The 23,707-nt window shown below is 68.3% G+C and carries 17 protein-coding genes; 9 read left to right on the top strand and 8 right to left on the bottom strand.

The genetic code is table 11. The annotated features are described in order from the left end of the window. The coding region (locus TSH64_RS32560; protein ID WP_247873276.1) for a methyl-accepting chemotaxis protein at positions 1 to 491 on the top strand (491 nt) is incomplete at its 5' end. An 18-nt stretch (positions 492 to 509) separates the two neighbouring features. Here TSH64_RS32560 and TSH64_RS32555 read toward each other — a convergent pair. The 3 genes from TSH64_RS32555 to TSH64_RS32545 form a co-directional block, all read right to left on the bottom strand. Next, complete coding sequence (locus tag TSH64_RS32555) at positions 510 to 1,178, bottom strand: hypothetical protein (RefSeq protein WP_109451393.1); 669 nt, start codon at positions 1,176 to 1,178, stop codon at positions 510 to 512. 24 nt (positions 1,179 to 1,202) lie between these two features. Then, positions 1,203 to 2,645 carry a selenium-binding protein SBP56-related protein gene (locus TSH64_RS32550; RefSeq protein WP_109451391.1) on the bottom strand — a complete coding sequence of 481 codons (1,443 nt, stop codon included), beginning with the start codon at positions 2,643 to 2,645 and terminating at the stop codon, positions 1,203 to 1,205. Positions 2,646 to 3,076: 431 nt separating this feature from the next. Next, positions 3,077 to 4,255 (bottom strand): acyl-CoA dehydrogenase, encoded by a 1,179-nt coding sequence (locus TSH64_RS32545; protein ID WP_199237720.1) that lies wholly within the window; start codon positions 4,253 to 4,255, stop codon positions 3,077 to 3,079. A 241-nt stretch (positions 4,256 to 4,496) separates the two neighbouring features. Between TSH64_RS32545 and TSH64_RS32535 the strand changes: the two genes are divergently transcribed. The 3 genes from TSH64_RS32535 (at position 4,497) to TSH64_RS32525 (ending at position 9,376) form a co-directional block, all read left to right on the top strand. Beyond that, positions 4,497 to 6,215, top strand: a complete 1,719-nt coding sequence (locus TSH64_RS32535) for a VTT domain-containing protein (RefSeq protein ID WP_109451387.1) — start codon at positions 4,497 to 4,499, stop codon at positions 6,213 to 6,215. A gap of 42 nt (positions 6,216 to 6,257) precedes the next feature. Continuing rightward, positions 6,258 to 6,908 (top strand): DUF1345 domain-containing protein, encoded by a 651-nt coding sequence (locus TSH64_RS32530; protein ID WP_109451384.1) that lies wholly within the window; start codon positions 6,258 to 6,260, stop codon positions 6,906 to 6,908. Between the two features lie 113 nt (positions 6,909 to 7,021). Then, on the top strand, positions 7,022 to 9,376 hold the full coding sequence (locus TSH64_RS32525) for a mechanosensitive ion channel family protein (RefSeq protein WP_109451382.1): 2,355 nt from the start codon (positions 7,022 to 7,024) through the stop codon (positions 9,374 to 9,376). Here TSH64_RS32525 and TSH64_RS32520 read toward each other — a convergent pair. Beyond that, entirely contained in the window at positions 9,373 to 10,287 is a 915-nt protein-coding gene (locus tag TSH64_RS32520; protein ID WP_109451380.1) for a LysR family transcriptional regulator, read from the bottom strand. The genes TSH64_RS32525 and TSH64_RS32520 overlap by 4 nt on opposite strands. Positions 10,288 to 10,441: 154 nt before the next feature. Between TSH64_RS32520 and TSH64_RS32515 the strand changes: the two genes are divergently transcribed. Further along, positions 10,442 to 11,815 (top strand): aspartate aminotransferase family protein, encoded by a 1,374-nt coding sequence (locus TSH64_RS32515; protein WP_109451378.1) that lies wholly within the window; start codon positions 10,442 to 10,444, stop codon positions 11,813 to 11,815. Positions 11,816 to 11,863: 48 nt separating this feature from the next. Beyond that, positions 11,864 to 13,363 (top strand): CoA-acylating methylmalonate-semialdehyde dehydrogenase, encoded by a 1,500-nt coding sequence (locus TSH64_RS32510; protein WP_109451376.1) that lies wholly within the window; start codon positions 11,864 to 11,866, stop codon positions 13,361 to 13,363. A gap of 79 nt (positions 13,364 to 13,442) precedes the next feature. On the opposite strand, the gene TSH64_RS32505 is transcribed toward TSH64_RS32510, so the two are convergent. After that, complete coding sequence (locus TSH64_RS32505; RefSeq protein ID WP_109451374.1) at positions 13,443 to 14,114, bottom strand: TetR/AcrR family transcriptional regulator; 672 nt, start codon at positions 14,112 to 14,114, stop codon at positions 13,443 to 13,445. Positions 14,115 to 14,191: 77 nt separating this feature from the next. On the opposite strand from TSH64_RS32505, the gene TSH64_RS32500 reads away from it, so the two are divergent. Then, positions 14,192 to 15,334, top strand: a complete 1,143-nt coding sequence (locus tag TSH64_RS32500; protein ID WP_109451372.1) for an NAD(P)/FAD-dependent oxidoreductase — start codon at positions 14,192 to 14,194, stop codon at positions 15,332 to 15,334. Positions 15,335 to 15,358: 24 nt separating this feature from the next. Here TSH64_RS32500 and TSH64_RS32495 read toward each other — a convergent pair whose 3' ends face one another. The 3 genes from TSH64_RS32495 to TSH64_RS32485 are packed head-to-tail and all read right to left on the bottom strand — an operon-like array spanning position 15,359 to position 18,919. Beyond that, the gene (locus tag TSH64_RS32495; protein WP_109451370.1) at positions 15,359 to 15,538 is read right to left on the bottom strand and encodes a hypothetical protein; all 180 of its coding nucleotides are present in this window, start codon (positions 15,536 to 15,538) and stop codon (positions 15,359 to 15,361) included. A gap of 8 nt (positions 15,539 to 15,546) precedes the next feature. Beyond that, positions 15,547 to 16,686 carry a PepSY-associated TM helix domain-containing protein gene (locus TSH64_RS32490; RefSeq protein WP_109451368.1) on the bottom strand — a complete coding sequence of 380 codons (1,140 nt, stop codon included), beginning with the start codon at positions 16,684 to 16,686 and terminating at the stop codon, positions 15,547 to 15,549. Between the two features lie 40 nt (positions 16,687 to 16,726). After that, positions 16,727 to 18,919: a TonB-dependent siderophore receptor gene (locus TSH64_RS32485; RefSeq protein ID WP_247873275.1), complete on the bottom strand. Its 2,193-nt coding sequence runs from the start codon at positions 18,917 to 18,919 to the stop codon at positions 16,727 to 16,729. 271 nt (positions 18,920 to 19,190) lie between these two features. Here TSH64_RS32485 and TSH64_RS32480 point away from each other — a divergent pair, with 271 nt between their 5' ends. Together TSH64_RS32480 and TSH64_RS32475 are read left to right on the top strand one after the other, a co-directional pair. After that, positions 19,191 to 20,555, top strand: coding sequence for an efflux RND transporter periplasmic adaptor subunit (locus tag TSH64_RS32480; protein ID WP_109451366.1), 1,365 nt, complete (start codon positions 19,191 to 19,193; stop codon positions 20,553 to 20,555). Beyond that, positions 20,552 to 23,707, top strand: a complete 3,156-nt coding sequence (locus tag TSH64_RS32475; protein ID WP_109451364.1) for a multidrug efflux RND transporter permease subunit — start codon at positions 20,552 to 20,554, stop codon at positions 23,705 to 23,707. Before TSH64_RS32480 ends, TSH64_RS32475 begins: the two co-directional genes overlap by 4 nt.

Below are 23,707 nucleotides of genomic sequence, written 5' to 3'. Positions count from 1 at the left end.
CCAACCTGCTGGCGCTGAACGCCACCATCGAGGCGGCGCGGGCGGGCGAGGCCGGCAAGGGCTTCGCCGTGGTGGCGACCGAGGTGAAGGGGCTGGCCGACCAGACCGCCAAGGCCACCGACGAGATCGCCGCCCAGGTGAACGCCATGCAGTCGGTGACTCGCGAGGCCGCCGACGCCATCGGCGCCATCGGCTCGACCATCACCGAGATCGACGGCATTTCCGGCACCATCACCCAGTCGGTGCAGGAACAGAACGCCGCCACCCAGGAGATCGCGCGGGCGGTGGAAATGGCAGCCCTCGGCACCCAGGACGTGTCGGCCACCATCGCAGCCCTGGCCCGGACGGCGGAGAGCGCCGGCAGCACCGCGCTCGGCGTGCAGGACGCCGCCCGCGGCCTGTCCGGCCAGACCCGCGCCCTGGCCGCCGAGGTGGAGCGCTTCCTGACCGAAGTGCGCCAGCAGGCGACCGGGGAGATTAGGGCGGCATAAGTTCCCCGACGACGGACCTCACCCGAGCAGCAGGAACCCCGCTCCGGTGCCGATCAGGGCGCCCGCCCACAGCAGGTCGAAATTGACCCAGCCGCGGCGCAGAATGCCGAGGCCGACGGTTTCGAAAACCGCCAGCCCGATGACGGCGATCACCGCCAGCATCGCCGCCATATGCACCAGAACCACCGCCAGCCCGGCCGCAGCCGATCCCAGTGCGGCGACCGGGCCGGTCATCCCCGCCCCCGGTCCGCACAGGGACAGCGCCATCAGCTGCGCCGGCGCCAGCATGCCCAGCAGCAGGGGCAGGATCATCAGCCCGGCCCCGTGGGTGGACGCCATCAGAAAGGACCAGAGCGTCAGCCCGGCAAAGCCGGTGCGCATGCCGACCCGCAGCCGGTGACGGTATCCGCGCACGAGCCGGTAGAGGCCGAAACCGATCAGGAGGGCGGGCGTGACCAGCCTCAGCGGGGCCGTCGTGACGACCAGCTGCAGGATGGCGAATCCCGCCACCACCACCAGCACCGACAGGGCATGGCCGAGCGCGATGGGAGGCAGCGCCCTGATGACGGCGCCCCGCCGCCCCTCCTGAAGGCCGAGAGCCACGGCGAAGAGCCATCCCATCGCCGGGTTCACTCCATGGAAGGCGCCGAGCCCGGCCAGCGCCAGCCATTGCCACGGGTCATCCATGGAGAGGTGCCCCCCGGATGGCGGTCATGGGTAGCAGTAGGAATCCGAAGAGGCGTCGCCGCCTTCCAGCCGGATCTGGTGACCGCGGAATTCGTCGTCGAAGCGCAGGAAGAACCGCTCGTCGATGGTCAGGCCGCCATCCGGGTCGGCATCGAGCTTGACCATCCAGCTCTTGATGCCGTCCGGGTAGAACTGGTCGTCCCAGCTCCGGTACAGCGAGTTGGTGAAGTAGACCCGCTTGCCGTCGCGGCTGACCTCGACCATCTGCGGGCCGCCGTTGAGGGCGCCGCCGAGGGCACCGTTGAGGGCGCCACCATCGGCATCGCCGCCGGGATGGCGGCTGCGCCCGACGATCCCGCCCAACCGCACCGAGCCGGTCAGCCGGGGCTGGAACGGATCTGACACGTCGTACCGCCGCATTTCCCCCGTGCCCCAGCAGGACACGTAGAGCCAGCAGTCGTCCAGCGAGAGATCGATGTCGGTGACGAGCGGCGGCACCGCCTTGAAGCCCTTGAGCAGCGGCGGCAGCAGATCCGGGTCGGCCGGTTCGGCCGGGATGTCGATCACCTTCCGCATGGCCCACCGGCCAGACCTGCTGCCGTCATCCTCGCGATGCCACAGCCAGATCGACGAGGACAGGTCCGACAGGTTGACCACGGCATTCATGAACCCATGGGCCTTGGTCGGGTCGTGGGCCGGCCGCAGTTCCAGCGCCAGCTGGTATTCCGGCCCCAGATCGATGGTCTGCCGGTGCCGGCGCTTGCGCAGATCCCAGAAATGGACCTGATGGCCGTATTTCGCGCCGAGCAGCAGTTCGGGGTTCAGCCCATCCTCGATCATGTCGGGCGTGCCCCATTCGCTGGTGATCAGCGTGTCCTGGCCGAGATGCCACCAGACATCGTAGGCCAGGAACTGCGGACCGCGGTCGATCTCCCACTGGCCGAGCACCTCGAAGGTTTCGTGGTCCATCAGGAAGACACCGCCCGGCCCGCCGCCATCGCCCTTCCCGTTGCCAAGCGCGCTGACATAGATGCCTTCCGGTCCGCAATGCAGCGTGTGCGGGCGGGAATAATTGGCGCGCGCCGCGAGTTCCTCCGGCTCGATGACCTTGACGATTCTGGGGGCGGCGGGATCGGGCTTGGTGTCCAGGATGTGGATGCGCGACGACCGCAGCCCGGGCACGATCAGGTATCGCCGCTCCACATGCGGATGCGGAGCGTAGGGGCACAGGGCGGAACTGCAGGCGTTCCAGCCGAAATGGTGCAGCTCGTCACCGACATTCGGCATGTCGACCCGCCGAAGGAGCCGGCCGTAGCTGGCCGAGGACGGATCGACATCGACCATCCCCAGCGCATCCGGCCCCCCTTCGACATTCAGCATCGCCACATAGGCCAGCCGTTCCGGAGCGGCCTGCATCGCCATGCGTGGCGAGGGGTAGAAACTGGGATCAGGAGTCCAGGTCGCCATGGAAATTCCTCCCAAACCGGCATGCGCCGAGTTCGAAAGGATATCTCAGCCTCGACAGGCACCGGCGGAGGAAAACGGGGATCATTGTCTATCTAATGAGGAGACAATCCTCCCAATTCCGAAGTAGCTTTAACAGCGGAGCAGCCAAGCCCTACCCAGATCCCCGACCAGTCCCCCCGCTCAGTCCCATGGAGCCCCGGCGTACAATGGAAAAATTCCCGCCTCGGGATGAAGGAAGCCGGTATCGGCCGAGAACAGGGGTTTGCTCCAGGAATCCGCAACCACACCGATTCCCGCAACGTCCCCGCACATCTGCTGCACCGCGGTGGCTTCCCTCCCTTCCCCGGCACCGGGCGGACTTGCGATCCGCCCGATGCCGCCGGCAACGCATGCGTTGGCACGAGAGGCGGGAAAGGGGATGGACTTTCCGCTCAGAAGAACGCCTGCAGGCCCGTCTGCGCCCGGCCCAGGATCAGGGCATGGACGTCGTGGGTGCCTTCGTAGGTGTTCACCGTCTCCAGGTTCACCATGTGGCGGATGACCTGGAACTCCTCGGAGATGCCGTTGCCGCCATGCATGTCGCGGGCGACGCGGGCGATGTCGAGCGCCTTGCCGCAATTGTTGCGCTTGATCAGCGAGATCGCTTCCGGCGACCAGCTGCCGTCGTCCATCATGCGGCCGACGCGCAGGCAGGCCTGGAGGCCCAGCGTGATCTCCGTCATCATGTCGGCCAGCTTTTTCTGGATCAGCTGGGTCTGGGCCAGCGGACGGCCGAACTGCTTGCGGTCCAGCGTGTATTGGCGGGCGGCGTGCCAGCAGAACTCGGCGGCCCCCAGCACGCCCCAGGCAATGCCGTAGCGCGCCTTGTTCAGGCAGCCGAACGGACCGCCCAGGCCCGACACGTTGGGCAGCAGGTTCTCGTCGGGGACGAAGGCCTCGTCCAGCACGATCTCGCCGGTGACCGACGAGCGCAGCGACAGCTTGCCCTCGATCTTCGGGGTGGAGAAGCCCTTGGTCCCGCGCTCGACCACGAAGCCCTTGATCTTGTTGTCATGGGCGTCCGACTTCGCCCAGACGACGGCGAGGTCGGCGATGGGGGAGTTGGTGATCCACATCTTGGAGCCCGACAGCAGATAGCCGCCGTCGACCTTGGTGGCGCGGGTCTTCATGCCGCCGGGATCGGAGCCGTGGTCCGGCTCGGTCAGGCCGAAGCAGCCGATCAGCTCGCCGGTGGCCAGACGCGGCAGCCACTTCTTCTTCTGCTCCTCGCTGCCGTAGGAATAGATCGGGTGCATGACCAGCGAGGACTGCACCGACATGGCGGAGCGGTAGCCGCTGTCCACCCGCTCGACCTCGCGGGCGACCAGGCCGTAGGCGACATGGCTGACGCCCGGCCCGCCATACTCCTCCGGGATGGTGGGCCCCAGCAGGCCCAGCTCGCCCATCTCGGTCATGATCTCGCGGTCGAACCGCTCCTCGCGGAAGGCGGAGATGACACGGGGCTGCAACCGGTCCTGGCAGTAGGCGCGGGCGCTGTCGCGCACCAGCTTCTCATCCTCGGTCAGCTGGGCTTCAAGGAGGAAGGCGTCGTCCCACTGGATGCTCTGCACGGTGCGTCTCCTGGTCATGTCACATGGCGGTTCGGCCATCGATTGAAACGCACTCTGCCGCGCCGACGCCATAGCTGCAAACACATATTTTCTATCATAGCCATACCGTTTCTATATGGCTCAAAAGAAACAGTCGCTATGCCGCACGGTTCCATAAAAGTTTTAACGTGAAGCTTACCATTTCCTATGCAATTTTGCCGACGGCACCGTAACCGCCCCCTACCCAACGGACAGACCGCACGTGTTTGCTGCATTGCAACCAATAACCGCTTTCGCCGGTTTTCCCCTGTTGCTGGGCCTTGCTTTGCTTACGCTTCTGCACGAAGACGTTGCAATTGCGGTTGGAGCGAGCCTCGTCAGCGTCGGCACCGTCAGCATCGGCGTGACCGCCATCACCCTGCTGTGTGGGATTGTTATCGGCGATTTGTTCATTTATGTCCTTGGACTATTGTCCCTGCGGATCAGTTGGATTAGGCGGCGGACCGAAGGTCCTATGCTTGAACGCTGCCGCGGAGCCTTGCAGCGGAACCTGTTGCCGACCTTGGTGACTTGCCGGCTGGTTCCCGGCGTCTTGTTCCCGACCTACTTCGCCTGCGGGGTGATGCGGGTGCCGTTCCTGCGCTTCATCGCCATCACGCTGGCGACCGCCGGGGTGCATGTCGGGCTGCTGCTGACCCTGATGACCTCGTCGCTCGAAGCGGCGGCGATCCAGGTGCAGGTGATCGGCATCGGCTGCGCCGCCCTGCTGATGGTCCTGCGCACCAAGCGGGCGCAGGCCGTCGTCCGCGCGCTGTTCGCCCGCATCCGGGCGGTGCTGGAGCCGCTGCTGCCCAAGGCCCTGCGCGACGCGCTGCACGGCAGCCCGACCCCGCGCGCCATCGCCCTGCCCGGCCTGCCGGTGGTGCCGGCCGGTGCCCCCACCATCGGCTGGGCGGAGCGCATTCCGCCGCTGCTGTTCTACATCCCGCTGGTGGCGCAGTGGCTGGCGCTCGGCGTCCGCTACCGCAGCCTGTCGCTGCCGACCGCCGCCAACCCGTCGATCGAGGCGGGCGGGCTGCTCGGCGAGTCGAAGATCGCCTGCATGGACCTGATCGGGCCGGAGGCGCGCCGGTGGGCGGCGAAATCCGTCGCCCTGGTCAACCGCCCGTCGCTGACCCCGGCGCAGCTCGAGTCGCTGGCGTCCGGTGCCGGCCTGTCCTTCCCGCTGGTCGCCAAGCCGGACATCGGCTGGCGCGGCATCGGCGTGCGGCTGGTGCGCGACGCCGCCGATCTCTGCACCTATCTGCGCGGCTTCCCGGCCGACGTTAAGCTGATCCTGCAGGAGCATGTGGCTTACGCCGGCGAGGCCGGCATCTTCTACGTCCGCAAGCCGGGGGAGCGGCACGGGCGCATCTTCTCCATGACCTTCCGCTATTACCCGCATGTGGTCGGCGACGGCCGCTCCACCCTGCGCCAGCTGATCGCCGCCGATCCGCGCGCCTCCTGGAAGGCCGACCTGCACCACGAGGCGCTGGCCGACCGGCTGGACGAGGTGCCGGAGGCCGGGCGCACGGTGCGGCTGTCGCTGGTCGGCAGCAGCCGGGTCGGCGGCCTCTACAAGGATGCCTGCGGCCATGTCACCGCGACGCTGACCGCGCGCTTCGACGAGATCGCCGACCAGATGCCGGGCTTCCATTTCGGCCGCTTCGACGTGCGCTTCGCCTCGGTGGAGCGGCTGGCGGTGGGCGAGGATTTCCGCATCATCGAGGTGAACGGCGCCGGGGCCGAGGCCATCCACATGTGGGACCCGGAGTTCAAACTCGGCGACGCCTATGCCACCCTGTTCCACCAGCAGGCGCTGATGTTCGAGGTGGCGGACGCCTGCCGGGCGGCCGGGGCGCAGCCGCTGACCGCGCTGGAATTGGTACGCTATCAGCGCCGCCAGCAGACCTTGCTTCCGCTCTATCCCGCCTCCAACTGAACGGGCGTGCGCATCGCCGCACGCCAATCGGTTGGAGACGAGATGCGCGGCAGCCTGACCCATCTGCGCAACCGCCCGTCGCTGAGTGGGGCGCTGGCCGTAGCATTGCTGGCCGGGGGCCTCGCCGCCGTCTGGCTGCGCCCCACCACCGCGGTGCTGACCGGCTGGAATTGCGGGGTCGCCGCCTACATCCTGCTCGCCGGCATCCTGATGAGCCGGGCCACGGTGGCTTCCATGCGCCGGCGGGCCAGGCTGCTCGACCCCGGCAAATGGGGGGTGCTGGCCGGTGCGGTGCTGGCCTCGCTCGCGGCGCTGGTCGCCATCGTGGCGGAGCTGGTGTCGGCCAAGGGCTCCCCGCACGAGGGGATGGCGGCGGTGCTGTCGGGAGTGACGGTCCTGCTGTCCTGGGGCTTCCTGCATGTCTTCTTCGCCCAGCATTACGCCCACGATTATTGGCTGGGTGGGCAGTCGGGCCAGGAGCGCAGCCTGGATTTTCCCGGCAACGACGCGCCGGATTACCTGGAATTCCTTTATTTCAGCTTCACCGTCGGCATGACAGCACAGGTGTCCGACGTGACCACCCGCGCCGCCGGCATGCGCCGTCTGGTGCTGATGCACGGTGCCCTGTCCTTCCTGTTCAACACCGCGGTGCTGGCGCTGGGCGTCAATCTGGCCGCCGGGCTGGTCAGCTGAGGTCCGCCCCGCCCCGTCGCAATTGCTGCGGCGGAGCCTTAGGAACCCCTTCCCGGCCGCGCGATCTACGCTACTCTCATCGGATCGACCGCCACGCTTCGCGACGCAAGGCCATGCCGACCCCTCCGCTCCCCGCCCGTGCCTTTTCCTTGCGTCTCCGCTGGCCGGTCCGGCTCAGGGCGGCGACGCTGATTTTGCTGCTGGGGCTGCTGTCGCTGGGCCTGGCGTTCGCCGAGGCGTCGGCCCAGACCGCAGCGCCGCCCCCCGCCCAAACCACCGCTCCTCCGCCCGCCCCACCTGCTCCCGCCACGGCCACACCCGCCCCGCCCTCCGCAGCCGCCAGCGCGGCTGACGGCATGATGATGCTGATGCTCAGCGAAGGGCGCGACCGCATGGCGGGGTTCCGCGGCAAGCTCGCCCGGCGGCTGCGCGCCACGCCCGCCATCCCGTCGGCCATCGTCGCCACCCTGAAGACCCAGAGCCCGACCGGCAGGCCCGACTATTTCCTGCAGGTCATCGCCCTGACCTTCGCCCTCATGGCGGCCGGCCATGGCGTCCAGCATCTGGTCTATCAGCGGCCGGTCGCCCGCCGCCTGCTGCCGTCCCCGGCCGAACCGAGACCGGGCGGCTCCATCCTGGCCGCCCGCTTTCCCCGTCTGGTGGCGCATGTGCTGCTGACGCTGGTCGGCATGCTCTTCGCCACGCTGATCGCCTTCGGGCTCGCCACCGCACTGGTGCCGGAACCGACGCCGATGACCGAGAAGACGGTCATCCTCGCCGGGGCCGGCTATCTGCTGGTCTGGGCCATCGCCCTGTTCTGGCGGCTGGTGATGCCGCCCGGCGCGTCTGCGGATGCCGGCGTGGCCCCGGCGGTGCGCCGGCTGCGGCGCGACCTGACCGCCAGCGGTGCCGTGGGCGTCGCCCTGATGATCGGCACCATCTGGCTGGAGGCGCTGGGCATGCCCTACGACCCGCACGCGGTGCTGGTCGCGCTGTTCGGGCTGCTCACCGTGCTGGCGACGGTCGGCGCACTCTATGCCAACCGCCAGACGGTCGAGCGCGCCTTCCTGGCAGGGCGTCCGGCGGCGACGGTGGCGCCGCTGGAACGGCTGACCCTGCGCCTGTGGTTTCCGGCGGTCCTGGTCTATTTCGCCTATGCCCTGGCGACGCTGGTCAACCGCCTGATCCTGGGCTGGCCGACCGAGCTGCCGCTGCTGCTCGGCGCCTATGCCGTCGCCGCGGCGATCCTCGCCGTCTACGCCACCGTCACCTATGCCACCGAATGGCTGTTCCACCATCGCCGCACCCTGTGGCGGCCGCTGGAGGAAGGCCGGGAGGGTGCGCCGGACGGCGACGGCCAACTCCCCGACACCCCCAGACCGGCGGCCATCGACAGCTACGAGGCGCTGGCCCGGCGGGTGGCGGGCATCCTCGCCGCCGCCGCCGGGGTGGCGGTGACCCTGTCGGTGTGGAACGTCCCGCGCATGCACGGCGATGCGGCGGACAAGCTCATCAGCATCATGACGGTCTGCCTGATCGGCTACGTCGCCTATCACGGCGTCCGCATCTGGATCGACCGCCGGATCGCCGAGGAGGGGCCAACCCCCGGCGCCATTCCGGGCGACGAGGGCAGCGGCCACGGCTCGGCCAGCCGGCTGGCGACGCTGCTGCCGCTGGTGCGCAACTTCATCCTGCTGTCCATCGTCGGCGCCATCCTGCTCAGCGTCCTGATGGATCTGGGCGTCAACATCGCGCCGCTGTTCGCCGGGGCGGGCGTGGCCGGCATCGCCATCGGCTTCGGCGCGCAGACGCTGATCCGCGACATCTTCTCCGGCGCCTTCTTCCTGATCGACGACGCCTTCCGCAAGGGCGAATACATCGAGATCGGCGCCATCCGCGGCACGGTGGAGAAGATCTCGGTGCGCTCGATGCAGCTGCGCCACCATCGCGGCCCGCTGCACACCGTCCCCTTCGGCGAGATCCACCAGCTGACCAACTACTCGCGCGACTGGGTAATCATGAAGCTGCCGCTGCGCATCACCTACGACACCGACGTCGAGAAGGTGCGCAAGCACATCAAGCAGCTGGGCCAGATGCTGCTCGACGACCCCGATCTGGGGCCGAAGTTCCTCCAGCCGCTGAAATCGCAGGGCGTCATCCAGATGGAGGACTCCGCGATGATCCTCCGCGTCAAGTTCATGACCCGGCCCGGCGACCAGTGGGAGATCCGCAAGCGGGTCTATCAGGAACTCAACGCCCTGTTCCGCCGTGAGGGCATCCGCTTCGCCAATCGCGAGGTGACGGTCCGCTTCGCCGGCGAAGCGACGGCTACCAGCGCCACCGGCGACCCGGTGACAATGCAGATCGGCGAGGAGGAGCGCACCCTGGCCGCCGGCGCCGTCCTGCACGCGCTGGGCGAGGACATGCCGGACGCCAAGCCCGCAGCCGGACGGCGCCTGAAGAGCTAGACGCCCCCTCCATTCCCGCTGCCGCGCAGGACTTCCAGGAAGCGGTCCAGCACCAGATTGGGCTGGGCCCCCTTCTTGGTCACCACCTGGAACTCCAGCGCATGGCGGTAGGTGCCGGGCAGCAGCGCCCGCATCATGCCGCGCTCGACCCATTGCCGCGCGTAATGGATGGGCAGGAAGCCGACATAGCATCCGGTCAGGATCAGGAACGCCACCCCCTCGCGGTCGGTGGCGGTCGCGGTGTTGTTCAGCTCGTGCGGAAGCTGCGCCTGGGTCGGCGCCACCGCGTCGGCCGCCTCGACATCCTCCCGCGTCACAGCCCCCTCGGGTCTGTCGAACAGCGGATGGCCGTCGCCGCAATAGAGCAGCGATTCCTCGCTGTAGAGCGGCAGGCCGGCCAGCCCCGGCAATCCGCGCCGGACCGGGACGACGCCGACATGCAGCTGCCCGTCCAGCACGCCGCGCTCGATCTCGTTGGGCGGGATCATGCGGATGTTGACGCGGACCTCCGGCGCCAGCTGCTTCAGGCCGCGCAGCGCGTGGGTCACCCGCATCTGCGGCATGGTGACGAGGTTGTCGGTGATGCCGATGTTCAATTCGCCGCGCAGCCGGCGATGGACCGTGTTGATCTCGCTGCGGAAGCTCTCGGTGCTGGCCAGCAGGCGCAAGCTCGCCTCATAGGCCAGCCGCCCCTCCTCCGTCAGCCGGAAGCCCGCCCGCCCGCGCCAGCACAGCGTCAGCCCGAGCCGGCGTTCCAGATCGGCCATGTGCTGGCTGATCGCGGCGCGGCTGATGTTCAGCTCCACCTCGGCGGCGGAGAAGCCGCCGCACTCCACCACCGTCCGGAACACGCGCAGCAGCCGGATGTCGGCGTCGCTGATCGGGGCCATCGACCGGGCCGGCTTGCTCATGCTGTCGCCTGGGATCGTTGAGCGGGAAAGTTAAGCGGATGCTTACGTGAAGTTCTTCCACTTTGGATTTGATGGCAACCGGGAACCGCTCACACTGACCACAGACAGCAGCCCTGACATATGCGCCCCCCAAACCAAACCGGGAGAACAGCGGATGGCCCCCCTCGACCACGATCATGCCCACGCCGACGCCCACGCCCTCGGCACGGCTGCCGGACTGACGCGCGAGGAGCTTGACGCGCACTGGATGCCCTTCACCGCCAACCGCGAGTTCAAGAAGAACCCGCGCATCATGACGAAGGCGGAGGGCGCCTGGTACTGGGACGCGCAGGGCCGCAAGATCTATGACAGCCTGTCCGGCCTGTGGTGCAGCGGCGCCGGCCATTGCCGCCGCGAGATCGCCGACGCGGTGGCGCAGCAGATCGCCACGCTCGACTACAGCCCGGCCTTCCAGCACGGCCACACCGCCGCCTTCAAGCTGGCGCACAAGCTGGCCTCGATGACGCCGGCCGGTCTCGACCATGTCTTCTTCGTCAATTCCGGGTCGGAGGCCGCCGACACCTCGCTGAAGATGGCGCGGGCCTATTGGCGGATGAAGGGCCAGCCGGCCAAGACCAAGCTGATCGGCCGGGTGAAGGGCTATCACGGCGTCAATTTCGGCGGCACCAGCCTGGGCGGCATCGTCGGCAACCGCAAGCTGTTCGGCACCGGCGTCGATGCCGACCATTTGCCGCACACCCTGCTGCCGCAGAACCTGTTCACCAAGGGCATGCCGGACGAAGGCGCCCATCTGGCCGACGCGCTGGAGGATCTGGTGGCGCTGCACGACGCCTCCAACATCGCCGCGGTGGTGGTGGAGCCGATGGCCGGGTCGGCCGGCGTGCTGCCGCCGCCCAAGGGCTATCTCCAGCGCCTGCGCGAGATCTGCACCAAGCACGGCATCCTGCTGATCTTCGACGAGGTCATCACCGGCTTCGGCCGCATGGGCACCGCCTTCGGCGCCGATTACTTCGGCGTGGTCCCCGACATCATGAACGTCGCCAAGGGCCTGACCAACGGTGCCGTGCCGATGGGTGCGGTGGTCGCCAGCCGCGAGATCTACCAGACCTTCATGGACAATGGCGGCCCTGAGTATCTGGTGGAGTTCCCGCACGGCTACACCTACTCCGCCCACCCGGTCGCCTGCGCCGCCGGCCTCGCCGCCCTCGACCTGTTCGAGCGCGAGAAGCTGGCCGACAAGGCGGCGGCGCTGATGCCGCATTTCGAGGATCTGATCCACGGGCTGAAGGGGCTGCGGAACGTCGCCGACATCCGCAACTGCGGCCTTGCCGGCGCCGTCACCATCGCAGCCCTGCCCGGCGAGCCGGCCCGCCGGCCCTACGAGATCGCCATGAAGTGCTGGGACGCCGGCTATTACGTGCGCTACGGCGGCGACACCCTCCAGTTCGGCCCGCATTTCATCAGCGAGCGCGAGGACCTCGACCGCCTGTTCAACGTCGTCGCCGACGCGATCCAGGCCACGGCGTAAGGGCCACGGCGTAAGAACCTCCACACGCGACATTCCGGGAAAAGCCCAATGCCCATCGTTCCGCACCTGATCGGCGGCAAGACCGACGCTCCCGCCGGCAGCCGCACCGCCGACATCGTCAATCCCGCCACCGGCGAGATCGCCGGTCAGGTGGCGCTCGCCAGCCGCAAGACGGTCGAGGAGGCGATAGCCGCCGCCGAGGCTGCCTTCCCGGGCTGGCGCGCCACGCCGCCGGCCAAGCGCGCCCGCGTCATGTTCCGCTTCAAGCAGCTGCTGGAGGAAAATGCGCAGCGCGTCTGCGCCCTGATCACGGCGGAACACGGCAAGGTGCTGGACGACGCCTTCGGCGAGCTGACCCGCGGCATCGAGAATGTCGAATATGCCTGCGGCGTGCCGGAGCTGCTGAAGGGCGAGTTCTCCAAGAATGTCGGCCCCAGCATCGACAGCTGGTCGGAATTCCAGCCGCTGGGCGTCGTCGCCGGCATCACCCCCTTCAACTTCCCGGCGATGGTCCCGCTGTGGATGTACCCGATCGCCATCGCCTGCGGGAACACCTTCATCCTCAAGCCGTCGGAGCGCGACCCGAGTGCCGCCCTCTATGTCGCCCAGCTGGCCGAAGAGGCCGGACTGCCGCCGGGCGTGCTGAACGTCGTCAACGGCGACAAGGAGGCGGTGGACACGCTGCTGACCGACCCGCGCGTGCAGGGCGTCAGCTTCGTCGGCTCCACCCCCATCGCCGAATATGTCTATGCGACCGCCACCGCCCATGGAAAGCGGGTGCAGGCGCTGGGCGGGGCCAAGAACCACGCCATCGTCATGCCGGACGCCGACCTCGACAACGCGGTCAGCGCGCTGATGGGGGCGGCCTACGGCTCCTGCGGCGAGCGCTGCATGGCGATCTCCGTCGTCGTCGCGGTGGGCGACGAGGTGGCCGACCGGCTCAAGGACAAGCTGTCGGTGGCGCTCCGCGACCTCAAGGTCGGCGCCGGCACGTCCGCCGGCTGCGAGATGGGGCCGCTGGTCACCCGCGCCCATTACGAGAAGGTGAAGGCCTACGTCGACCAGGGCGTCGCCGAGGGCGCCGAGCTGGCGGTGGACGGCCGCGGGCTGGTGGTGCCCGGCCATGAGAACGGCAATTTCCTGGGCGGCTGCCTGTTCGACCGCGTCACCCCGGACATGACCATCTACCGGGAAGAGATCTTCGGCCCGGTCCTCTGCCTCGTCCGCGTCAAGACGATGCAGGAGGGAATGGACCTGATCGACGCCCACGAATACGGCAACGGCACCTGCCTGTTCACCCGCGACGGCGAGGCCGCCCGTTATTTCAGCGACATGATCAAGGTCGGCATGGTCGGCATCAACGTGCCGCTGCCGGTTCCGGTCGCCTATCACAGCTTTGGCGGCTGGAAGCGGTCGCTGTTCGGCGATCTGTCGGCCTACGGTCCGGACGGCGTGCGCTTCTACACCCGCCGCAAGACCGTGACCCAGCGCTGGCCGACCGGCGGCGTCCGCGAAGGCGCCCAGTTCGCCTTCCCGTCGATGAAGTAAAGATCCGTCAGTAAAATCGAGCGGCGGCGGGGACGGCAAGACACCGCCTCGCCGCCGCTCCAGTTTTGACTTCACGCCGCTACCGTGCGGGTTTCGCCCCCGCCAGGATCAGGTCGAGACCCGCGAGGAACGCCTCCCGCTCGTCATGCGTCCGCACCTGCTCCGCCAGCAGGTGAACGAACGGGTATTCCGCGGGATCGCGTCGGGTCCAGCGCTCGACGATTGCAGCCAGGACGGCCGGCCGCTCCGACGCGTGGAACTTGTGGCGCGCGGCGGCCGCGGTCTGCGCAGCGGTGCCCAGCAGATACTGGACGAACGCCGACACGCAGTGGAAAAGCGCCCCGCGCGGAACGCCCAGCAGATCGAACTGCGCGGCACTGCGCTCGAAAACCTCCACCATGGCCGGCTGCCACGGTTCCCTGGCGAGCTGGGTGCCCACCCATGGATGCGCCTCGATGGCGTCGAAGACGCCCAAGGCGATGGCGCGCAGGGCGTCCGCCGGATCGGATCCGCCCGCGATTCCGGCCAGCGCATGGGACAGCACAGCCTCGGTTGCCGCAGAGAGCAGTGCATCCTTGTCCGGGATATGCCAGTAGATCGCCCCGCTTCCGGTCGACAGCCGGTTCGCCAGCGCGCGGAAGGTCAGGGCGCGCTCCCCCTCCCCATCGAGAAGCTCGATGGCGGACGCAACGATCCGCTCCTTGGAAAGCGCATCCTCCCGCCGCTCGGGAGTCTTGGGTCTTGGATCCATGTCTCACCTTGACATGCCTGGAACAACGTTCCAATGAATAGTAATGGAACGCCGTTCCAGAGCAGGGAGAGAGCGCAGTGGAGCAAGCTGTCGTCATCATCGGTGCGGGATTGGGTGGACTGACGCTGGCCCGCGTCCTCCATCTCCATGGCATCTCCTCAATCGTCTACGAGGCGGAGCCGGGCGCCGACAGCCGGACCCAGGGCGGCCAGCTCGACATCCACGACCACAACGGCCAGCTTGCGCTCGCAGCCGCCGGCCTCACCGAGGCGTTCCGGTCGATCATCCACCAGGGCGCAGAGGCGACGCGCGTGCTGGACCGCACCGGCAGCGTGCTCCTCGACCTTCCCGACGACGGACAGAACCGGCGTCCCGAAGTCCTGCGCGGCGATCTGCGCAGGCTGCTCCTCGACTCCCTGCCGGAGGGCACGGTGCGGTGGGGCAGGAAACTCGCCAGCGCCTCACCCCTCGGCGACGGGCGGCACGAGGTCCTGTTCGCGGATGGAAGCCGTGCCATCGCCGGTCTTCTCGTCGGGGCGGACGGCGCATGGTCCCGGGTGCGGCCCCTGCTGTCCGATGCCACGCCCCGTTATGCCGGCGCGACGTTCATCGAGACGTACCTGCACGATGTGGACAGCCGGCATTCCCGATCCGCGACGGCGGTCGGCGCCGGAGCGATGTTCGCCCTGGCGCCGGGCAGAGCCATCTTCGCCCATCGGGAGGCCGGAGACGTGCTGCATGTCTATGTCGAGTTGAAGCGGCCGGCGGACTGGTTTACCGGTATCGACTTCGGCGATCCGGCGGCGAAGGGCCTTGTCGCGGCGGAGTTCGACGGCTGGGCGCCGGAGTTGACCGCCCTCATCACCGGGAGCGACACGCCGCCGGTTCCCCGCATGGTCCACACGCTTCCCACCGGACACCGATGGCAGCGGGTTCCCGGCGTGACGCTGCTGGGAGATGCCGCGCACCTGATGCCGCCGTCTGGCGAAGGCGCCAATCTGGCGATGCTGGACGGTGCCGAACTGGCCGGCGCCCTGGTTCGGCATCCCGGGGATGTCGAAGCGGCGCTTGCCGCCTATGAGGAGCCGATGTTCGCCCGCGCCGCCCTGGAAGCCGTGGACGCCAATCGGATGCTGGAGCTTTGCCTTGGCGACGACGCGCCGTCGGGCTTCATCGACATGATGAGGAGCGTGTCCGAACCAGATCGCCAGCCATCGTGACGGGAGACGGGCTTGCGGCTCGCTTCAGAGGCTTGCCGACCGCCCCGGCCATTGCCGCCACAGCTTGACGGCGCAGACGGCCAGCGGCACCGACAGGGTCGTCCAGCACAGCCAGTCCCAGATGCCGTCGCCCAGGATGGCGGCAGCCAGCCCGACGACGGACAGCCCGGCCAGCGCGGCCGGGATGCGCCAAACCCCGCTCATACCCCCTCTCATGCCTTGCTCCCCAGCTTGGCACCCGATGCAGTCCTGTCGGATGTCGACCGCGCCCGCGGCCGTTTCAGCCAGACGACGAAGCCGGTCACCGTCACCACGCCGGTGACGATGGTGAACAGTGCCCAGATGATCTGCAACGGCAGCCCGCCGTAATCGCCGAAATGGAACGGCCCCGACAGCATCAGCACCGTCATGTACCAGGGCGTGCCGGCCGCCTCGGCGACCACGCCGGTTTCGGCATCGACCAGGGCTACGCTGAGCAGCCGCTGCGTCAGTTCGGTGTGGCCGCGCACGATCACGCTGAAATGCCGGCTGCCGGCATATTCGTTGCCGGGATAGGCGATGAAGGCCAGATCCTTGCCGGGGAAGGCGGCCAGCCCGGCCGCGGCCACTTGGTCGATGGGCACCGCCGGCCCGGTCATCGGCTCGGGATGGCGGGCGGTCATCGCCGCCAGCTCGGTCTTCTGCCAATAGCCGGTGATCAGCGGCGAGAAGGACAGGATGGCGCCGGTCAGCCCGACGACGAAGGCCCAGACCAGAGTCGCCACGCCGAACAGGTTGTGCAGGTCGATGTTGCCGATGCGGGTTCCCCGGCCGAAGCGCAGGATGCCGAAGGCCAGCTTCTTCATGAAGGGGCCGTAGACCACCAGCCCGCTGACCGTGCTGACCACGAACAGCAGCCCCATCACCCCGACGAACATCTGGCCGGCGAAGCCGGTGAACAGGTCGACATGCAGCTTCAACAGGAAGCCGACCAGCGTCTCTTCCGGCTGCTTCAGCATCTGGTTGGCCCCGGTGAAGCCGTTCAGCACCACCCAGCGCCCCAGGTCGAATCCGCGCTCCTCCGGCTTGCCCAGATAGATGTAGTTGACCGCCTTGTCCTCCGGATCGAAGGACAGCAGCTTGGGCACCAGGGCCGGGTCGGCCTTCTGCGCGATGTCGACCAGCGACTGGAGCGGCAGGCGGGCCTGCCCCTCCGTGTAGCTGCTGTCGAGATCTTCCCCCATCAGATGCTGGATCTCGTGGTGGAACACCAGGATCAGCCCGGTCACGCACAGGATCAGCAGGTTGGCCGAACAGATCAGGCTGGTCCAGCGGTGGACGAGGCGCCAGCCCCGCAGGCTCGCAGGCGTCATGACGGCTTCCTTTGGCAATGGGGAAGGGACGGCACGGGATTTACCAGCGATAGCGCAGGCCGGCGGTCACCGTCCGCCGATAGCCGTAGGCGCACCAGTCGCCGTAATAGCAGGAGGCGACATACTCCTTGTCGAACAGGTTCTTGCCGTTGACCGTGACCTCCGCCCCCTGGAGCTTGGACGACAGCGCGCCCAGGTCGTAGGACACCGTGGCGTCGACCAGGGTGAAGGACGGCACCTTGAAGGTGTTGGCCGTGTTGGCCGTGCTGCCGGTGTAGCGCAGGCCGGCACCGACGCCGAGCCCGGTCAGCGCCGTTCCCTCCGGCATGTGGTACATCGCCCAGGCAGAGGCCTGATGGCGCGGCACCGCGGCCAGGCGCTTGCCCTGCAGCCCGTCATTGTCCTTGGTGTATTTGGTGTCGAGGTAGGTGTAGGCGCCGATCAGCTCCAGCTCCTTGGTGACGCCGACCTTGGCCTCCAGCTCGACGCCGCGCGACCGTGCCTCGCCGCTCTGGATGGAGAAGCCGGGATGGGCGGGGTCGCTGGTCAGCAGGTTGCTGCGGGTCAGGTCGAAAGCCGAGACGGTGAACAGGCTGTTCAGGCCGGGCGGCTGGTACTTCACGCCGACCTCGTACTGGGTCCCCTCCTCCGGCTTGAAGGGCTTGCCGCCGAAAGCGACGCCGCTGCTGGGCGTGAAGGATTCGGCATAGCTGACATAGGGGGCGATGCCGTTGTCGAAGACGTAGGTCAGCCCGGCGCGGCCGGTCCAGGCCTGATCGGACTGGGTGCTGCTGCCCGACGCGGTAGTCGAGGTGGTCTTCGCCCAGTCGCGGCGCCCGGCGACCGTCAGGATGAAGCCGCCCAGCTTCATCTGGTCCTGAAGATAGACGCCGGTCTGGCGGCCGTCGATGTCGGTGCGGTAGACCGCCGGCGGGGTGACGGCGATGCCATAGACCGGGTTGAACACGTCGATGGACGGCGCCATCCCGAAGCCGGCGGTGTAATGGCCGTCCAGCCGCTGGTGGTCGACGCCGGCCAGCAGCGTGTGGGAGACCGGGCCGGTGGAGAAGCGCCCTTCGATCTGGTTGTCGAAGGCGTAGGCGTTCATCTCCTCCCGCGAGGTGGCGACGCCGCGGAAGAGGCTGCGGTTGTCGGTGTCGAGGCCGTTGGCGTAGAGGCTGTCGTAGGCGACCTTGGCGTTCAGCCAGCGCCCGTTCAGCCGGACGGTCCAGGCGTCGCCGATCTTCTTGTCGAAGGCGTAGCCGACCGAGGCCTGGCGGCGGTCGAACGTCTCGTAGTTCGGGTCGCCGTCATAGAAATCGACCGGGATTTTGCCGAGCGGGTTCGCCAGCACCGTGCCCTGCGGCGGGATGCCGCCATAGGAATTGCCCTTGGGATCATGCTGGTAGAAGCCCAGCAGGGTCAGGCTGGTCTCGGCATCCGGCTTCCAGGTGAAGGACGGGGCGACGGCGATGCGCTCGTTCTCCGTCATCCGCATCTGGCCGTCCTCGCTGAGGCCGACGGCGGTCAGCCGGTAGAGGAACTTGCCGTCCTTGTCGATGGGGCCGGAGAAGTCGGCGGTGCCGCGCCAATGGTTGTCGGTGCCGTATTCGACCCCGACCTCGTTCAGCGCGGTGGCGGTCGGGCGCTTGGAAACCTGATTGATCAGGCCGCCGGCCTGCGCCTGCCCGTACAGCACGGAGGTCGGGCCCTTCAGCACCTCCGCCCGCTCCAGCAGATAGGGGTCGACCTGCGATGCAGCGTAGTAGAGCGACTGGAGCTTCAGCCCGTTCAGGTAGGTGTCGGCGTCGAAGCCGCGGATCTTCAGCTGGTCGTAGCGGGTCGCCACGGCGCCGCGGGTCTCCGCCGTCACGCCGGAGGTGTAGCGCACGATCTGGTTCAGCGTCTGCGCGTTCTGGTCGCGGATCTGGTCGGCCGGAATGACGGAGATCGATTGCGGCGTCTCGATCAGCGGCGTGTCGGTCTTGGTGCCGGTCGCCTGCTGGTTGGCGACATAGCCGGTCACCGGCGACAGCGCCGTTTCGCCCTGCCCGGTCACCGTCACCGCCGGCATCTGCACCGCGGCGCCGTCGGCCCCTTGCCCGCCGGCACTTTGCGCCAGCGCCACCTGGGTCATTGCCAGTTGGGCCGCCGGCACCATCAGCCCGCCCAGCACCATGGCGCCGAACGCCGCCCCCCGCGACACCCGACCGCCGTCCACTCGTCTCTTCACGATGATTGCCCCCGACACGAATAAGAATCATTCGCAGTTATTGGCCCTCATAATGCAAATGATTCTTATCTTCAATACCTATCCGCGTATGTGACGCGACAATCGCATTCAACCCGTCTCCCACCCTGGAGACGTCGGAAGACCCTCCGAAAAAATCTTCGCCGCCCCCCGACGAATCCGCTCCGCCGTCCCGTATCAGGGACGGACAGAAAAACTGGAGCGGCGGAATGCGCCGTCCGGTCGGATGTCGGGACAAGCGTCGGAACAGGTCATGACGATTCGTTGGAAGCCGGTGGTCACCGGCGTTGTTCTTGCCGGACTGGTCGGCGGCGTCGGCTACGCGGTTCAGCAGAAGCTGGCCCCGCCGGCGGCCACTCAGCCGGGCGGTCCTCCCGGCGGCGGTCCAGGCGGTGGTCCAGGCGGCCCGCGCAACAGCGTGGTGGCGGTCCAGGCCGGCACCGTGGCGCGCGAGGACGTGCCGATCTGGTTCGACGGCATCGGCACGGTCCAGGCCTTCAACACGGTCACAGTGCGCGCCCGCGTCGATGGCGAGCTTCAGCGCGTCTCGCTTCAGGAAGGCCAGCTGGTCAAGGCCGGCGACCTGCTGGCGACCATCGATTCCCGTCCGCTCCAGGCCCAGTTGGCCCAGGCCCAGGCGAAGAAGGCGCAGGACGAGGCGCAGCTCGCCAACGCGCGGCGCGACCTGGAGCGCAACATGGGCCTGAAGGAATTCGCCTCGCGCCAGACGGTCGACACCCAGCGCGCGCTGGTCGCCCAGTACGAGGCGCAGATCCGCGCCGACGAGGCGGCCATCGATGCGGTGCAGGTCCAGCTGAACTACACCACCGTCACCGCCCCGCTCAGCGGCCGCATCGGCCTGCGCAACGTCGACCAGGGCAACGTGGTGCGGGCCAGCGACCAGAACGGCATCGCCACCATCACGCAAATCCAGCCCATCGCCGTCCTCTTCACCCTGCCGGAGAAACAGCTTCAGGCCGTGCTCGCCGCCCAGGCGCAAGGCGTGGTCAAGGTGGAGGCGCAGGACCGCGAAGGCCGCCGCGTGCTCGACACCGGCAAGCTGTCGGTGGTGGACAATCTGATCGACAGCGGCACCGGCACCATCCGCCTGAAGGCCGAGATGCCCAACGACCCGCAGAAGCTGTGGCCGGGCCAGTTCGTCAATGTCCGCCTGCTCTCCACCGTCCGCCGCGGCGCCACCACCGTGCCCTCGACCGTGGTGCAGCGCGGCCCCCAGGGTACCTACGCCTACGTCATCAAGGACGATTTGACGGTGGAGCAGCGCCCGATCAAGGTCGCCCGCCAGGAGGAGACCAAGGCCATCATCGACGAGGGGCTGACCCCCGGCGAGCGGGTGGTGGTGGACGGCCAGTACCGTTTGCAGCCCGGCTCCAAAATCCGCATCGTCGAGCCCATCGCCTCGGCGGCCCCTGTCGGCACCGCTCCCGCCGCCGCACCGGAAGCCGCTCCCGCCGGCAGGACGCCCAACCAGCAGCAGGACCCGGCGGCACGCGAGGAACGGCGGCGCGAACGGCAGCAGCAACGCGAAAACAACGGCGGCGCTCCAACTCCGGGCCCCGGCCCCGGCGCCCCGCGTGAGGGACGGCAGCCCTCATGAACATCTCCGCCCCCTTCATCCTGCGGCCGGTCGCCACCGGCCTGCTGATGCTGGCGGTGGTGCTGCTGGGCCTGCTGGGCTACAGCACCCTGCCGATCTCCTCGCTGCCGACGGTCGATTTCCCGACGGTGCGCGTCACCACCCAGCTGCCGGGTGCCGCCCCCGACGTGATGGCCTCCTCGGTCACCGCCCCGCTGGAACGCCAGCTCGGCCAGATCGCCGGCATCTCGTCGATGGTGTCGACCAGCTCCTTCGGGCTGTCGGTCATTACCCTGCAATTCGACCTGACCCGCGACATCGACGCCGCCTCTCAGGATGTGCAGTCGGCGATCAGCGCCGCGTCGGGCACGCTGCCCAAGGGCCTGCCGAACCCGCCGGTCTACGACAAGGTCAACCCGGCCGACACGCCGGTGATGGTGCTGGCGCTGAGTTCGGACAGCCTGCGGCTGGAAACCGTCAGCGACGCCGCCGACACGCTGCTGGCGCAGAAGCTGTCCCAGGTCGACGGCGTCGGCTATGTCGGGATCGAAGGGGGCCTGCGCCCCGCCGTCCGCGTGCAGGTCAACCCGGCCGCCGTTGCCGGTCTCGGCCTGACCCTGGAGGATGTGCGGACCACCATCACCCAGGCCAACGTCAACGCGCCCAAGGGCAGCTTCGACGGCCCGCGCCAGTCCTGGTCCATCGGCGTCAACGACCAGATCGAGAATGCCGCCGCCTACCGCCCGATCATCGTCGCCTACAAGAACGGCGGCCCGGTGCGGCTGACCGACATCGGCACCGTGGTCGATTCGGTGGAGAACACCCGGCTGGCGGCGTGGCATGACGGCAAGCCCGCGGTGCTGCTGAACGTGCTGCGCCAGCCCGGCGCCAACATCATCGACACGGTGGACCGCATCCACAAGCTGCTGCCCTCGCTCCAGGCGAGCCTGCCGCCGCAGATCCATATGGCGGTGCTGACCGACCGGACGGAGACCATCCGCGCCTCGGTGGTGGACGTGCAGAAGACGCTGGTGCTGACCGCCGGGCTGGTGGTGCTGGTGATCTTCCTGTTCCTGCGCAAGGCGTGGGCGACGGTGATCCCGGCGGCGGCACTGCCGCTGTCGCTGATCGGCACCTTCGGCATCATGGCGCTGTGCGGCTTCAGCCTCGACAACCTGTCGCTGATGGCGCTGACCATCGCGTCCGGCTTCGTCGTCGACGACGCCATCGTGATGATCGAGAACATCGTCCGCTACATCGAGAAGGGCGAGAAGCCGTTGCCGGCGGCCCTCAAAGGCGCCCGCCAGATCGGCTTCACCGTGGTCTCGCTGACCCTGTCGCTGATCGCGGTGTTCATCCCGCTGCTGTTCATGGGCGGCGTGGTCGGCCGGCTGTTCCGCGAGTTCGCCATCACGCTGTCCATCGCCGTTCTGGTGTCGGCGGTGATCTCGCTGACGCTGACGCCGATGATGTGCGCCCGCCTGCTGAAAGCGGAGACCGAGAGCAAGCCCAACGGCCTGTTCCGCTGGACCGAGCGCGGCTTCGACGCGCTGCTGAACGGCTATGCCGCCTCGCTGCGCTTCGTTCTGCGCCACCAGCCGGCGACCCTGGTCTTCACCATTGCCACGCTGGCCGCCACGCTTTACCTCTACGATGTGGTGCCCAAGGGCTTCCTGCCGCAGCAGGACACCGGCGTCATCATCGGCGTCACCGACGCCGCCCCCTCCATCTCGGTCAAGGCGATGGCGGAGCGCCAGCGCGAGGTCGCCGACATCGTCCGCCGCGACCCCGACGTCGCCGGGGTGGCGAGCTTCGTCGGCACCGGCACGGTGAACGCCACCACCAACACCGGCAACCTGACCATCGCGCTGAAGCCGCGCGACCAGCGAAGATCCTCGGCGGAGGAAATCATCGCCCGCCTGCGCGCCGCCACCGGCGACCTGAAGGGCGTGTCGCTGTTCATGCAGGCGGTGCAGGACGTGCAGATCGACAGCCGCGTCAGCCGCACGCAATACCAGTACGTGTTGCAGGACGCCGACCCGCGCGAACTGGAAAGCTGGACCCCGCGCCTGCTGGAATCCCTGCGCGCCCGTCCGGAACTGACCGACGTGGCGACCGACCAGCAGCCGGACGGCTTGCAGGTCTATCTCACCATCGACCGCGACGCCGCCAGCCGCCTGCATGTGCTGCCCCAGGCCATCGACGACACGCTCTACGACGCCTTCGGCCAGCGCCAGGTCTCGACCATCTATACCCAGACCAACCAGTACCGCGTGATCCTGGAGGTCGAGCCGTCCTTCCAGATGGATCCGGCGTCCCTGTCGAAGATCTATGTGAAGGCCAGCGGCGGCACCGTCGTTCCCTTGAACGCCATCGTGTCGGTGGAGCGCAAGACCGCCCCCCTGGTCATCACCCACCAGGGCCAGTTCCCGTCGGTCACCCTGTCCTTCAACGTGGCGCACGGCGTCTCGCTGGGGGCGGCGGTGGCGGCGATCCAGCAGGCGCGCGACAGCATCGGCATGCCCGACACCGCGACCGCCCGCTTCGCCGGCACGGCCGCCGAGTTCCGCGCCTCGCTCGACACCCAGCCCTGGCTGATCCTGGCGGCGGTGGTCGCGGTCTATATCGTGCTGGGCGTGCTGTACGAGAGCACGATCCACCCGATCACCATCCTGTCGACCCTGCCGTCCGCCGGCATCGGCGCCCTGCTGGCGCTGATGGCGACCGGCCACGACCTGTCGCTGATCGCCCTGGTCGGCATCGTGCTGCTGATCGGCATCGTCAAGAAGAACGCCATCATGATGATCGACTTCGCCCTGGAGGCGGAGCGCAACCAGGGCATGGCGCCGGAACGCTCGATCTACGAGGCGTCGCTCCTGCGCTTCCGCCCGATCATGATGACCACCATGGCGGCCCTGCTCGGCGCCCTGCCGCTGGCGCTGGAGAACGGCACCGGGTCGGAGCTGCGCCGGCCGATGGGCATCGCCATCGTCGGCGGGCTGCTGGTCAGCCAGGTTCTGACGCTCTACACCACGCCGGTGGTCTATCTCTACATGGACCGTCTCGGCAGCCGGCTCGGCCGCTGGCTGCGGCCCTGGCGGCGGAAGGACACGGCGGAGCCGGGCAATGGCCAGGATGCTGTCCAGTCGCCCGGCCGGGCGGCGGCGGAGTAG

The sequence above is a fragment of the Azospirillum sp. TSH64 genome (genome assembly GCF_003116035.1).
GTDB lineage: Bacteria > Pseudomonadota > Alphaproteobacteria > Azospirillales > Azospirillaceae > Azospirillum.
This window is presented reverse-complemented; position numbering and strand designations above follow the sequence as displayed.

Coding starts and splice junctions, on each gene's coding strand:
- TSH64_RS32495 (WP_109451370.1), bottom strand. CDS start 15,538: ATGAGCGGGGTTTGGCGCATCCCGGCCGCGCTGGCCGGGCTGTCCGTC.
- TSH64_RS32515 (WP_109451378.1), top strand. CDS start 10,442: ATGGCCCCCCTCGACCACGATCATGCCCACGCCGACGCCCACGCCCTC.
- TSH64_RS32520 (WP_109451380.1), bottom strand. CDS start 10,287: ATGAGCAAGCCGGCCCGGTCGATGGCCCCGATCAGCGACGCCGACATC.
- TSH64_RS32550 (WP_109451391.1), bottom strand. CDS start 2,645: ATGGCGACCTGGACTCCTGATCCCAGTTTCTACCCCTCGCCACGCATG.
- TSH64_RS32475 (WP_109451364.1), top strand. CDS start 20,552: ATGAACATCTCCGCCCCCTTCATCCTGCGGCCGGTCGCCACCGGCCTG.
- TSH64_RS32480 (WP_109451366.1), top strand. CDS start 19,191: ATGACGATTCGTTGGAAGCCGGTGGTCACCGGCGTTGTTCTTGCCGGA.
- TSH64_RS32510 (WP_109451376.1), top strand. CDS start 11,864: ATGCCCATCGTTCCGCACCTGATCGGCGGCAAGACCGACGCTCCCGCC.
- TSH64_RS32525 (WP_109451382.1), top strand. CDS start 7,022: ATGCCGACCCCTCCGCTCCCCGCCCGTGCCTTTTCCTTGCGTCTCCGC.
- TSH64_RS32490 (WP_109451368.1), bottom strand. CDS start 16,686: ATGACGCCTGCGAGCCTGCGGGGCTGGCGCCTCGTCCACCGCTGGACC.
- TSH64_RS32555 (WP_109451393.1), bottom strand. CDS start 1,178: ATGGATGACCCGTGGCAATGGCTGGCGCTGGCCGGGCTCGGCGCCTTC.
- TSH64_RS32530 (WP_109451384.1), top strand. CDS start 6,258: ATGCGCGGCAGCCTGACCCATCTGCGCAACCGCCCGTCGCTGAGTGGG.
- TSH64_RS32505 (WP_109451374.1), bottom strand. CDS start 14,114: ATGGATCCAAGACCCAAGACTCCCGAGCGGCGGGAGGATGCGCTTTCC.